This window comes from Escherichia sp. HH41S, assembly GCF_009820115.1.
GTDB lineage: Bacteria > Pseudomonadota > Gammaproteobacteria > Enterobacterales > Enterobacteriaceae > Escherichia > Escherichia coli_F.
On record NZ_VNXE01000086.1, the window covers coordinates 40,548 to 52,832 of the forward strand.

The 12,285-nt window shown below is 53.0% G+C and carries 11 protein-coding genes and 1 pseudogene; 8 read left to right on the top strand and 4 right to left on the bottom strand.

The features are described from left to right. Positions 1-13 precede the first annotated feature (13 nt). On the top strand, positions 14-2,575 hold the full coding sequence (gene mutS, locus FQZ95_RS16210) for a DNA mismatch repair protein MutS (RefSeq protein ID WP_160530424.1): 2,562 nt from the start codon (positions 14-16) through the stop codon (positions 2,573-2,575). A gap of 105 nt (positions 2,576-2,680) precedes the next feature. Then, on the top strand, positions 2,681-3,337 hold the full coding sequence (gene pphB, locus FQZ95_RS16215; RefSeq protein ID WP_160530425.1) for a protein-serine/threonine phosphatase: 657 nt from the start codon (positions 2,681-2,683) through the stop codon (positions 3,335-3,337). Positions 3,338-3,387: 50 nt separating this feature from the next. Here the strand turns inward: pphB and ygbI are convergent, their stop codons facing one another. After that, on the bottom strand, positions 3,388-4,155 hold the full coding sequence (gene ygbI, locus FQZ95_RS16220; protein ID WP_033549717.1) for a DNA-binding transcriptional repressor YgbI: 768 nt from the start codon (positions 4,153-4,155) through the stop codon (positions 3,388-3,390). 195 nt (positions 4,156-4,350) lie between these two features. On the opposite strand from ygbI, the gene ltnD reads away from it, so the two are divergent. The 5 genes and pseudogenes from ltnD to FQZ95_RS16245 all read left to right on the top strand — a co-directional run bounded on the left by ltnD (position 4,351) and on the right by FQZ95_RS16245 (position 9,386). Beyond that, positions 4,351-5,259 (top strand): L-threonate dehydrogenase, encoded by a 909-nt coding sequence (ltnD, locus tag FQZ95_RS16225; RefSeq protein WP_000847985.1) that lies wholly within the window; start codon positions 4,351-4,353, stop codon positions 5,257-5,259. Continuing rightward, positions 5,256-6,517, top strand: a pseudogene (gene otnK, locus FQZ95_RS16230) (3-oxo-tetronate kinase). Before ltnD ends, otnK begins: the two are co-directional and overlap by 4 nt. Further along, positions 6,514-7,152, top strand: a complete 639-nt coding sequence (gene otnC / locus FQZ95_RS16235) for a 3-oxo-tetronate 4-phosphate decarboxylase (RefSeq protein WP_160530427.1) — start codon at positions 6,514-6,516, stop codon at positions 7,150-7,152. The pseudogene otnK and the gene otnC overlap by 4 nt, the downstream one beginning before the upstream one ends. 4 nt (positions 7,153-7,156) lie before the next feature. Further along, positions 7,157-7,933, top strand: a complete 777-nt coding sequence (locus tag FQZ95_RS16240) for an HPr family phosphocarrier protein (protein ID WP_105267249.1) — start codon at positions 7,157-7,159, stop codon at positions 7,931-7,933. Between the two features lie 88 nt (positions 7,934-8,021). Further along, a complete protein-coding gene (locus tag FQZ95_RS16245; protein WP_000104457.1) occupies positions 8,022-9,386 on the top strand; it encodes a GntP family transporter in 1,365 nt (454 codons plus the stop codon). Between the two features lie 38 nt (positions 9,387-9,424). On the opposite strand, the gene FQZ95_RS16250 is transcribed toward FQZ95_RS16245, so the two are convergent. The 3 genes from FQZ95_RS16250 to FQZ95_RS16260 are packed head-to-tail and all read right to left on the bottom strand — an operon-like array spanning position 9,425 to position 11,692. Continuing rightward, positions 9,425-9,661, bottom strand: coding sequence for a non-oxidative hydroxyarylic acid decarboxylases subunit D (locus FQZ95_RS16250; protein ID WP_000562982.1), 237 nt, complete (start codon positions 9,659-9,661; stop codon positions 9,425-9,427). Between the two features lie 10 nt (positions 9,662-9,671). Beyond that, positions 9,672-11,099, bottom strand: coding sequence for a non-oxidative hydroxyarylic acid decarboxylases subunit C (locus tag FQZ95_RS16255; protein WP_088542241.1), 1,428 nt, complete (start codon positions 11,097-11,099; stop codon positions 9,672-9,674). Beyond that, positions 11,099-11,692, bottom strand: a complete 594-nt coding sequence (locus FQZ95_RS16260; protein ID WP_000767723.1) for a non-oxidative hydroxyarylic acid decarboxylases subunit B — start codon at positions 11,690-11,692, stop codon at positions 11,099-11,101. Before FQZ95_RS16260 ends, FQZ95_RS16255 begins: the two co-directional genes overlap by 1 nt. A gap of 146 nt (positions 11,693-11,838) precedes the next feature. Here FQZ95_RS16260 and FQZ95_RS16265 point away from each other — a divergent pair, with 146 nt between their 5' ends. Next, the gene (locus tag FQZ95_RS16265) at positions 11,839-12,246 is read left to right on the top strand and encodes a MarR family winged helix-turn-helix transcriptional regulator (protein ID WP_001208080.1); all 408 of its coding nucleotides are present in this window, start codon (positions 11,839-11,841) and stop codon (positions 12,244-12,246) included. Positions 12,247-12,285: the final 39 nt, after the last annotated feature.

Sequence of the window (12,285 nt, forward strand, 5' to 3'; positions counted from 1 at the left end):
CGGACATAACCCCATGAGTGCAATAGAAAATTTTGACGCCCATACGCCAATGATGCAGCAGTATCTCAAGCTGAAAGCCCAGCATCCCGAGATCCTGCTGTTCTACCGGATGGGTGACTTTTACGAACTGTTTTATGACGACGCAAAACGTGCGTCACAACTGCTGGATATTTCACTGACCAAACGCGGCGCTTCAGCGGGAGAGCCGATCCCGATGGCGGGGATTCCCTACCATGCGGTGGAAAACTATCTCGCCAAACTGGTGAATCAGGGCGAGTCCGTTGCTATTTGTGAACAGATTGGCGATCCGGCGACCAGCAAAGGGCCGGTCGAGCGCAAAGTTGTGCGTATCGTTACGCCGGGCACCATCAGCGATGAAGCGCTGTTGCAGGAACGTCAGGACAACCTGCTGGCTGCTATCTGGCAGGACAGCAAAGGATTCGGCTATGCGACGCTGGATATCAGTTCTGGTCGTTTTCGCCTGAGCGAACCGGCTGACCGCGAAACGATGGCGGCAGAACTGCAACGCACTAATCCGGCGGAACTGCTGTATGCAGAAGATTTTGCTGAAATGTCGCTGATTGAAGGTCGTCGCGGCTTGCGCCGTCGCCCGCTGTGGGAGTTTGAAATCGACACCGCGCGCCAGCAGTTGAATCTACAATTTGGCACTCGCGATCTGGTCGGTTTTGGCGTCGAGAACGCGCCGCGCGGACTTTGTGCCGCCGGTTGTCTGTTGCAGTATGCGAAAGATACTCAACGTACGACTCTGCCGCATATTCGTTCTATCACTATGGAACGTGAGCAGGACAGCATCATTATGGATGCCGCGACGCGTCGTAACCTGGAAATTACCCAGAACCTGGCGGGCGGTGCGGAAAACACGCTGGCTTCCGTGCTCGACTGCACTGTAACGCCGATGGGGAGTCGAATGCTGAAACGCTGGCTGCATATGCCAGTGCGCGATACCCGCGTGTTGCTTGAGCGCCAGCAAACTATTGGCGCATTGCAGGATTTCACCGCTGAGCTGCAGCCGGTACTGCGTCAGGTCGGCGACCTGGAACGTATTCTGGCACGTCTGGCTTTACGGACTGCCCGCCCACGCGATCTGGCCCGTATGCGTCACGCTTTCCAGCAACTGCCGGAGCTGCGTGCGCAGTTAGAAAATGTCGCTAGTGCACCGGTACAGGCGCTGCGTGAGAAAATGGGCGAGTTTGCAGAGCTGCGCGATCTGCTGGAGCGAGCAATCATCGACACACCGCCGGTGCTGGTACGCGACGGTGGTGTTATCGCATCAGGCTATAACGAAGAGCTGGATGAGTGGCGAGCGCTGGCTGACGGCGCGACAGATTATCTGGAGCGTCTGGAAGTTCGCGAGCGTGAACGTACCGGCCTGGACACGCTGAAAGTCGGCTTTAACGCGGTGCATGGTTATTACATTCAGATTAGCCGTGGACAAAGCCATCTGGCACCCATCAACTATATGCGTCGTCAGACGCTGAAAAACGCCGAACGCTACATTATTCCAGAGCTAAAAGAGTATGAAGACAAAGTACTCACCTCGAAAGGTAAAGCGCTGGCACTGGAAAAACAGCTTTATGAAGAGTTGTTCGACCTGCTGTTGCCGCATCTGGAGGCGTTGCAACAGAGCGCGAGCGCACTGGCAGAACTCGACGTACTGGTGAACCTGGCGGAACGGGCCTATACCCTGAACTACACCTGCCCGACCTTCATTGATAAACCGGGTATTCGCATTACCGAAGGTCGCCATCCGGTAGTTGAACAGGTACTGAATGAGCCGTTTATCGCTAACCCGCTAAACCTGTCGCCGCAGCGTCGCATGTTGATCATCACCGGTCCGAACATGGGCGGTAAAAGTACCTATATGCGCCAGACCGCACTGATTGCGCTGATGGCCTATATCGGCAGCTACGTACCGGCGCAAAAAGTCGAGATTGGCCCGATTGACCGTATCTTTACCCGTGTGGGCGCGGCTGACGATCTGGCATCCGGGCGTTCAACCTTTATGGTGGAGATGACCGAAACCGCCAATATTCTGCATAACGCCACGGAGTACAGCCTGGTGTTGATGGATGAGATTGGGCGCGGAACGTCCACTTACGATGGTCTGTCGCTGGCATGGGCGTGCGCTGAAAATCTGGCGAATAAGATTAAAGCGTTGACGTTGTTTGCTACCCACTACTTTGAACTGACTCAACTGCCGGAGAAAATGGAAGGCGTCGCCAACGTGCATCTCGATGCACTGGAGCACGGCGACACCATTGCCTTTATGCACAGCGTGCAGGATGGCGCGGCGAGCAAAAGCTACGGCCTGGCGGTTGCCGCTCTGGCGGGCGTGCCAAAAGAGGTGATTAAGCGCGCACGGCAAAAACTGCGTGAGCTGGAAAGCATTTCGCCGAACGCCGCCGCTACACAGGTTGATGGTACGCAGATGTCCCTGCTTTCTGCGCCAGAAGAAACGTCGCCAGCGGTCGAAGCGCTGGAAAATCTTGACCCGGATTCACTTACCCCGCGTCAGGCGCTGGAATGGATTTATCGCTTGAAGAGTCTGGTGTAATAACAATTCCCGATAGTTTTTTGCTATCGGGAATATTAACGACAACTGACGAATCAAATAAAAATACCCTGTATAATAGGAAATCTTATTTTACAGGGTAAAACCATGCCATCTACACGCTATCAAAAAATTAATGCCCATCACTATCGCCATATATGGGCCGTTGGTGATATTCATGGTGACTATCAATTATTACAATCCCGCTTACATCAACTCTCTTTTTGCCCTGAAACCGACTTACTTATTTCTGTCGGCGATAATATTGATCGTGGGCCGGAGAGTCTTAACGTGCTGCGCCTGCTAAACCACCCCTGGTTTACATCGGTTAAAGGCAACCATGAAGCGATGGCATTGGATGCGTTCGCGACCGGCGATGGCAATATGTGGCTTGCCAGCGGTGGCGACTGGTTCTTTGAGTTAAGTGATACGGAACAAAAAGAAGCAATAGACCTGTTGCTACGTTTTCATAATCTTCCACATATTGTTGAAATCACTAACGACATAATAAAATATGTCATCGCGCATGCAGATTATCCGGGGAATGAATATCTCTTTGGCAAAGAAATAGCGGAGAGAGAATTACTCTGGCCTGTTGATCGCGTACTGAAATCGCTCAAAGGCGAGTTACAGGAAATAAACGGCGCCGACTGCTTTATCTTCGGACATATGATGTTTGATAACATCCAGACATTCGCCAACCAGGTTTATATTGATACCGGTTCGCCGGAAAGCGGGCGCCTGTCATTTTATAAAATAAAGTAGTCTCATGCTTCTTCTGTGAAGCATGAGTAACCCGGTGTTATTGCAGGTCATTATTCATTTTTCGCTACCAGCAAAGAGAGATCCAGCTTCGCCAGCGCGCGACTGGCACTCTCCGGCAGACCGTCGTCAGTAATGATCTGATCAAACTCGCTTAATGGTAACGCCAGCCATGTCGCCACCTGGCCATATTTTGTGGCATCACAGACCAGAACTCGCTGGCGGCTGGCACTGGCAATCGCCCGTTTCACCGTAACTTTATCTTCTGCTGGCGTAGAGATCCCCCGCACACTCCATGACGATGCAGAAATAAAAGCCTGATCAATCATCAGGCTACGCAGCATGGTCGCAGCGGCTTCCCCAACACAGGAACGGTTTTCCCGACACACTGCGCCGCCAGTGTGAATAATTGTGCAATTACTGTTGTCGAGCAAGTAGTCCGCAATAACGAAATCGTTTGTGACCACAGTCAGTGACTCCATGTGAATCAGATGCTGTGCTATCGCTAGCGTGGTCGTTCCCGCATCCAGATAGATACAACTTCCCGGCTGAACAAGACTTGCCGCCAGCTTGCCAATAGCCGCTTTTTGCGTCATTGCCAGCGCAGTTTTTACTTGATGAGAAGGTTCATGCGCCACGCGTCCCGGAGACTGGACGCCTCCGGACACCAGCACAACGGCTCCCTGCTGCTCCAGTTTTTGTAAATCCCGACGAATGGTCATATGTGACACATTCATTCTGTCCGTTAGTTCAGCAATACTGACAATGCCTTTTTCAGCTACCATCTCAAGGATGATTTGGCGACGCTCTACGGGTATCAACTTTTGCTCCTTCCTTTGTCCTGCTGACATTCTACGCTATTTGCCTGCGAAACGTGCGCGGCGCAACTAACGCTTAGTTCACATAAAATAACACACAATGTTAATTTTTGTGAATCAGCTCACCATATCGTTATCTTCCAGCGCTTATATTCACATTATCAAACAAAATATCACTTAAATTAACAAGGAGAGCAGATGAAAACGGGATCTGAGTTTCATGTCGGTATCGTTGGCTTAGGGTCAATGGGAATGGGAGCAGCACTGTCATGTGTCCGCGCAGGTCTTTCTACCTGGGGCGCAGACCTGAACAGCAATGCCTGCGCTACGTTGAAAGAGGCAGGTGCTTGCGGGGTTTCTGATAACGCCGCGACGTTTGCCGAAAAACTGGACGCTCTGCTGGTGCTGGTGGTCAATGCGGCCCAGGTTAAACAGGTGCTGTTTGGTGAAACAGGCGTTGCACAACATCTGAAACCCGGTACGGCAGTAATGGTTTCATCCACTATCGCTAGTGCTGATGCGCAAGAAATTGCTACCGCTCTAGCTGGATTCGATCTGGAAATGCTGGATGCGCCAGTTTCTGGTGGTGCAGTAAAAGCCGCTAACGGTGAAATGACTGTCATGGCCTCCGGTAGCGATATTGCCTTTGAACGACTGGCACCCGTGCTGGAAGCCGTTGCCGGAAAAGTTTATCGCATAGGTGCAGAACCGGGACTAGGTTCGACCGTAAAAATTATTCACCAGTTGTTAGCGGGCGTACATATTGCTGCCGGAGCCGAAGCGATGGCACTTGCAGCCCGTGCGGGGATCCCGCTGGATGTGATGTATGACGTCGTGACCAATGCCGCCGGAAATTCCTGGATGTTCGAAAACCGGATGCGTCATGTGGTGGATGGCGATTACACCCCGCATTCAGCCGTCGATATTTTTGTTAAGGATCTTGGTCTGGTTGCCGATACCGCCAAAGCCCTGCACTTCCCGCTGCCATTGGCCTCAACAGCATTGAATATGTTCACCAGCGCCAGTAACGCGGGTTACGGGAAAGAAGACGATAGCGCAGTTATCAAGATTTTCTCTGGCATCACTCTACCGGGAGCAAAATCATGATCAAGATTGGCGTTATCGCTGATGATTTTACCGGCGCGACGGATATCGCCAGTTTTCTGGTGGAAAACGGTCTACCAACGGTACAAATTAACGGTGTTCCAACAGGTAAAATGCCGGAAGCAATCGACGCACTGGTGATCAGCCTGAAAACGCGTTCCTGTCCGGTGGTTGAAGCCACACAGCAATCGCTGGCGGCTCTGAGCTGGTTGCAACAGCAAGGTTGCAAACAGATCTATTTCAAATACTGCTCTACTTTCGACAGTACGGCGAAAGGTAATATCGGCCCGGTTACCGATGCATTAATGGATGCTCTCGACACGCCGTTTACGGTCTTCTCTCCGGCCCTGCCGGTCACGGACGTACGGTTTATCAGGGGTATTTGTTCGTAATGAATCAACTGCTGGCCGAATCCGGGATGCGCCATCACCCGGTAAATCCCATGACCGACAGCTATCTTCCCCGTCTGGTTGAAGCGCAATCCACAGGGCGCTGCGGCGTCGTTTCAGCACATGTTTTCGAACAAGGTGTGAAAGCCGTTCGTCAGGAGCTAGCTCGCTTACAGCAAGAGGGCTATCGCTACGCGGTGCTTGATGCGCTGACCGAACACCATCTGGAAATTCAGGGGGAAGCCTTGCGCGATGCCCCACTGGTAACGGGCGGTTCTGGTCTGGCAATTGGCCTGGCCCGGCAGTGGGCGCAAGAAAATGGTAACCAGGCTCGCGAAGCAGGGCGTCCGCTCGCAGGGCGCGGCGTAGTGCTCTCCGGTTCATGCTCTCAAATGACCAACCGCCAGGTGGCACATTACCGTCAAATTGCACCAGCCCGTGAAGTTGATGTGGCACGCTGCCTCTCAACCGAAACTCTGGCCGCTTATGCACACGAGCTGGCAGAGTGGGTTCTGGGCCAGGAAAGTGTACTTGCTCCACTGGTTTTTGCCACCGCCAGCACTGACGCACTGGCAGCAATTCAACAGCAATACGGTGCACAAAAAGCCAGTCAGGCAGTAGAAACACTGTTTTCTCAACTAGCGGCGCAGTTAGCAGCGGAAGGCGTGACACGCTTTATTGTCGCAGGCGGTGAGACCTCCGGCGTAGTCACACAGAGCCTGGGCATAAAAGGGTTTCATATTGGCCCAACCATTTCCCCCGGCGTGCCGTGGGTAAACGCACTGGATAAGCCTGTCTCACTCGCCCTTAAATCTGGCAACTTCGGTGATGAAGCCTTTTTTTCACGAGCCCAAAGAGAGTTTTTATCATGAGCGATTTCGCAAAAGTAGAGCAGTCTTTGCGAGAGGAGATGACGCGGATTGCCAGTTCATTCTTTCAGCGCGGATATGCAACCGGTTCGGCTGGCAATCTGTCGCTGCTTTTACCTGACGGGAATTTACTGGCGACACCGACAGGTTCATGCCTGGGCAATCTCGATCCGCAGCGGCTTTCCAAAGTCACCGCGGATGGCGAATGGTTAAGTGGTGACAAACCCTCGAAAGAGGTGCTCTTTCATCTGGCGCTGTATCGCAACAATCCGCGCTGTAAAGCGGTGGTGCATTTGCACAGTACGTGGTCGACGGCGCTTTCCTGCCTGGAAGGGCTGAACAGCAATAACGTTATTCGTCCGTTCACACCATACGTGGTGATGCGGATGGGTAATGTCCCGCTGGTGCCCTATTACCGACCGGGCGATAAACGTATCGCACAGGATCTGGCGGAACTGGCAGCAGACAATCAGGCTTTTTTACTGGCAAATCATGGCCCAGTGGTTTGCGGTGAAAGCCTGCAAGAAGCCGCCAACAATATGGAAGAGCTGGAGGAAACGGCAAAGCTGATTTTTATTCTCGGTGACCGCCCGATCCGTTATCTGACCGCAGGTGAAATTGCGGAATTAAGGAGTTAATGCAATGCCTCGTTTTGCAGCTAATTTATCCATGATGTTCACCGAAGTGCCTTTTATTGAACGCTTCGCCGCAGCGCGAAAAGCCGGGTTCGATGCTGTGGAATTTCTGTTTCCCTATGACTACTCCCCCCTGCAAATCCAAAAGCAACTGGTGCAAAACCATCTGACACTGGCGCTGTTCAATACCGCTCCCGGAGATATTAATGCGGGAGAATGGGGATTATCCGCCCTTCCCGGACGTGAGCACGAAGCACGCGCAGACATCGACCTGGCACTGGAATATGCATTGGCGCTCAATTGTGAACAAGTCCATGTGATGGCAGGCGTCGTGCCCGCTGGCGAAGATGCTGAACGGTACCGGGCAGTATTTATTGATAATCTCCGCTACGCTGCCGACCGCTTTGCGCCACACGGCAAGCGAATATTGGTTGAAGCACTCAGCCCCGGCGTTAAGCCTCATTATCTCTTCTCCAGCCAGTATCAGGCACTGGCTATTGTTGAAGAAGTTGCGCGAGATAACGTGTTTATTCAACTAGATACTTTTCATGCGCAAAAAGTAGATGGCAACCTGACGCATTTAATCCGCGACTACGCCGGGAAATATGCGCACGTACAAATTGCCGGACTACCTGATCGACATGAACCGGACGATGGAGAAATCAACTATCCGTGGCTGTTCCGCCTGTTCGATGAGGTGGGATATCAGGGCTGGATCGGTTGTGAATATAAACCTCGTGGCCTCACCGAAGAAGGGCTTGGCTGGTTTGACGCCTGGCGCTAATTCGTTAAATCCCTAATTACAACGTACCCATACATCCCCCCATCTACGGATGGGGTAGGTTAACTATAACTTTCAGACAGGGTTTCCCATGTCCACAATTACATTGTTATGCATTGCGTTAACTGGCGTAATCATGCTGTTGCTGCTGGTCATCAAGGCAAAGGTACAACCATTCGTTGCTCTGCTCCTCGTCAGCCTGTTAGTCGCACTTGCGGCGGGTATACCGGCGGGCGAAGTGGGTAAAGTGATGATCGCCGGGATGGGCGGTGTGCTTGGTTCCGTCACTATTATTATTGGTCTGGGCGCTATGCTGGGGCGTATGATCGAACACTCTGGTGGTGCAGAGTCACTGGCTAATTATTTCAGTCGCAAGTTAGGTGACAAACGAACTATCGCTGCGCTGACTCTGGCAGCGTTCTTCCTCGGTATTCCCGTCTTCTTTGATGTCGGCTTTATTATTCTTGCGCCAATCATTTACGGTTTTGCCAAGGTTGCCAAAATATCGCCACTCAAATTTGGCCTGCCTGTCGCTGGAATCATGCTAACTGTTCATGTGGCGGTACCGCCGCATCCAGGCCCTGTCGCCGCAGCGGGGTTACTCCACGCAGACATCGGCTGGCTAACCATCATCGGTATTGCGATTTCTATTCCCGTAGGGATTGTTGGCTACTTTGCAGCGAAAATAATCAATAAGCGCCAATATGCGATGTCGGTGGAAGTACTGGAACAGATGCAACTGGCTCCGGCCAGTGAGGAAGGCGCGACAAAATTAAGCGATAAAATAAATCCACCGGGCGTCGCGCTGGTCACCTCGCTAATTGTTATTCCTATCGCGATTATCATGGCGGGTACGGTTTCCGCAACACTGATGCCGCCTTCGCATCCCCTGCTTGGTACGCTACAGCTGATCGGCTCACCAATGGTAGCTCTAATGATTGCGCTGGTGCTGGCATTCTGGTTATTGGCTTTACGTCGCGGCTGGAGCTTACAACACACCAGCGACATTATGGGCTCAGCCCTTCCCACTGCGGCGGTAGTGATTTTGGTTACTGGTGCTGGAGGGGTATTTGGCAAAGTGCTGGTGGAATCGGGCGTCGGCAAAGCCCTTGCCAACATGCTACAAATGATTGACCTGCCTCTGTTACCAGCCGCATTTATTATTTCACTGGCGCTGCGTGCATCGCAGGGGTCAGCAACCGTAGCAATCCTGACAACCGGCGGGTTACTCTCAGAAGCGGTGATGGGATTGAATCCGATTCAGTGCGTATTGGTGACGCTGGCAGCCTGCTTTGGTGGGCTTGGCGCGTCACATATTAATGACTCAGGGTTCTGGATTGTGACCAAATATCTGGGGTTGTCGGTAGCAGACGGTCTGAAAACCTGGACAGTGTTAACGACCATTCTCGGTTTTACCGGATTCTTAATTACCTGGTGCGTATGGGCGGTAATTTGACCTTAATAAAAAGGTCCGATGGGCATCGGACCTTTTATTTAGCGCTTACCTTCCGCCAGCAGCGGCGGGATGCTCGGCACCATCGGCGCGTCATCAATATCTTTCTGCGTCATGCGGAACGCTTCGGGATAATGTTCGCGGCTGGTGCGGCGCAGCGGTTCGGTATCGCGCCAGGTATAGAGGCAATGCTGGCACTGGTAGACCGTCCAGACATCTTTTACCGGCGATTTCGCCATCACTTCAATCTGTTCATCGGCACAACGTGGACAAATCATCTTGTTCTCCTTATTTACGTGCGGCCAGCATAGCGGTCAGTTTTTCAGCCCAGGCTTTGGTTTCCGGTAAGTCCACCACCGGCTGGCTGTAGTGACCACGGTTGTCCGGGGCGACAGGCGTAGTGGCGTCGATAATCAGCTTGTCGGTGATCCCCGCCGGGCTTGAGCCAGGGTCGAGTTCCAGTACTGACATATTCGGCAACTGCACCAGATCCCCTGCCGGGTTCACTTTCGACGAGAGCGCCCACATCACCTGCGGCAGGTTGAACGGGTCAACGTCTTCATCGACCATAATCACCATCTTCACATAACCCAGACCGTGCGGCGTGGTCATCGCACGCAGGCCCACTGCGCGGGCAAAGCCGCCATAGCGTTTTTTGGTGGAGATAATCGCCAGCAGGCCGTGGGTGTACATGGCGTTCACCGCCTGCACTTCCGGGAACTCGGCTTTCAGTTGCTGATACAGCGGCACACAGGTGGCTGGCCCCATCAGGTAGTCGATTTCGGTCCACGGCATACCGAGATAGAGCGATTCAAAAATCGGTTTGGTGCGGTAAGAGACTTTATCGATGCGCACTACGGTCATGTTGCGCCCACCGGAGTAGTGCCCGGTAAACTCACCGAACGGCCCTTCGATTTCACGTTTGCGGCTTTCGATTACCCCTTCGAGGATCACCTCCGAGCCCCACGGCACATCAAAACCGGTCAGCGGGGCGGTGGCGATCGGGTACGGGCTTTCGCGTAGCGCGCCCGCCATTTCGTACTCTGATTGATCGTATTTCAGCGGGGTGGCGCCCATCAGGGTGATGATCGGATCGTTACCCAGCGTGATGGCAATTGGCAAATCTTCACCACGTTCTTCCGCTTTATGCAGATGCAGGGCGATATCGTGCATCGGCACCGGTTGCAGGCCGAGCTTACGCTTACCCTTCACTTCCATACGGTAGATGCCGACGTTCTGCTTGCCGAAGTTATCCGGATCAAGCGGATCGCGGGAAACCACGCACGCTTTGTCGAGATAGAAACCGCCATCGCCATCGTTTAAACGAAACAGTGGCAGAATATCGAACAGGTTGATCTCGTCGCCATCGACGGTGTTCTGCGCCCAGGCAGGATTGGCGCGGCGTTCCGGGGCAATGGGAAAGTTATCCCAGCGGCGGATAAACTCATCAATCTGTTTTTTAACCGGTGTGTTCGGTGGCAGCCCGAGGGAAATCGCGTGGTTCTGCCAGGAGCCGATGGTGTTCATCGCCACGCGCGCATCGGTAAAGCCGCGAATATTATCAAACCACAGCGCCGGTGCACCGTCACCGATGCGCCCGGTGGCGTTGGCAGCGGCAGCCAGATCCGGCTCGGCATTCACCTCTTCGCTGATTTTCAGTAACTGGCCGTGGTCATCAAGCGCCTGTAAGAAGCTGCGTAAATCATCAAATGCCATTATTCATTCTCCTGAGAAAAATTCCGGGCCTGCGGCAACCCTTGCCAGCGCCTGGCGTGAGGATGTTCGAGGCCAAATTGATCCAGCACGCGGGCTACCACGTGGTGGACAATGTCATCTACCGTTTCGGGATGGTTATAAAAGGCAGGCATGGGCGGCACCATCGCCACGCCCATGCGCGAAAGTGCGAGCATATTTTCGAGATGGATGGTGCTAAGCGGCATTTCACGCGGCACCAGCACCAGTTTGCGGCCCTCTTTGAGCACGACATCCGCCGCGCGCCCTACCAGGCCGTCGGCGTAACCAGCGCGGATACCGGCGAGCGTTTTCATACTACATGGAATAACGATCATGCCGTCGGTACGAAAGGAGCCGGAAGAGATGGTCGCAGCCTGATCCGCCGGGTTATGGCTGAAGTCAGCGAGGGCGGCAACATCGCGAGCGCTGTAAGGCGTTTCCAGTTCAATAGTGGTTTTCGCCCACTTCGACATCACCAGATGAGTCTCGACATTCGGCATCTCCCGCAGCGCTTGCAGTAATGCCACACCAAGAGGCGCACCGGTAGCCCCTGTCATCCCGACGATCAGTTTCATTGCTTACTCTCTTAATTGTTCGTATACGAACGTTATTATTAACATACTCCTTCATTTCCACAGCGGCAAGGATTGAAAAGTAACAACATCTTCTTCGTCACTGAAAAACCGCTATGATAGCGACAGAGAATTAGCCCGGAGTTTACATGGCGTTACGAAATAAAGCGTTCCATCAGTTACGACAGCTTTTTCAGCAGCATACGGCCCGCTGGCAGCACGAGTTACCTGACCTGACTAAACCACAGTACGCGGTGATGCGCGCCATTGCTGATAAACCTGGTATCGAACAGGTGGCACTGATGGAAGCAGCCGTCAGCACCAAAGCAACGCTGGCAGAAATGTTGGCAAGAATGGAAAATCGTGGCTTAGTCAGACGTGAACATGACACCGCTGATAAGCGGCGACGCTTTGTCTGGCTGACTGCCGAAGGAGAAAAGGTACTTGCTGCGGCGATACCGATTGGCGACAGTGTGGATGAGGAATTTTTGGGGCGTTTGAGTGGAGAAGAGCAGGAGCTGTTTATGCAGCTGGTGCGCAAGATGATGAGCAAATAGGATGTTGATTGCCGGATGGGACGCTGACGTGTCTTATCC

Bases quoted from the DNA above. Each gene is read 5' to 3' on its own strand.
- FQZ95_RS16260 (WP_000767723.1), bottom strand. From the start codon at position 11,692: ATGAAACTGATCGTCGGGATGACAGGGGCTACCGGTGCGCCTCTTGGT.
- otnC (WP_160530427.1), top strand. From the start codon at position 6,514: ATGAGCGATTTCGCAAAAGTAGAGCAGTCTTTGCGAGAGGAGATGACG.
- FQZ95_RS16265 (WP_001208080.1), top strand. From the start codon at position 11,839: ATGGCGTTACGAAATAAAGCGTTCCATCAGTTACGACAGCTTTTTCAG.
- FQZ95_RS16255 (WP_088542241.1), bottom strand. From the start codon at position 11,099: ATGGCATTTGATGATTTACGCAGCTTCTTACAGGCGCTTGATGACCAC.
- pphB (WP_160530425.1), top strand. From the start codon at position 2,681: ATGCCATCTACACGCTATCAAAAAATTAATGCCCATCACTATCGCCAT.
- mutS (WP_160530424.1), top strand. From the start codon at position 14: ATGAGTGCAATAGAAAATTTTGACGCCCATACGCCAATGATGCAGCAG.
- FQZ95_RS16245 (WP_000104457.1), top strand. From the start codon at position 8,022: ATGTCCACAATTACATTGTTATGCATTGCGTTAACTGGCGTAATCATG.
- FQZ95_RS16240 (WP_105267249.1), top strand. From the start codon at position 7,157: ATGCCTCGTTTTGCAGCTAATTTATCCATGATGTTCACCGAAGTGCCT.
- ltnD (WP_000847985.1), top strand. From the start codon at position 4,351: ATGAAAACGGGATCTGAGTTTCATGTCGGTATCGTTGGCTTAGGGTCA.
- FQZ95_RS16250 (WP_000562982.1), bottom strand. From the start codon at position 9,661: ATGATTTGTCCACGTTGTGCCGATGAACAGATTGAAGTGATGGCGAAA.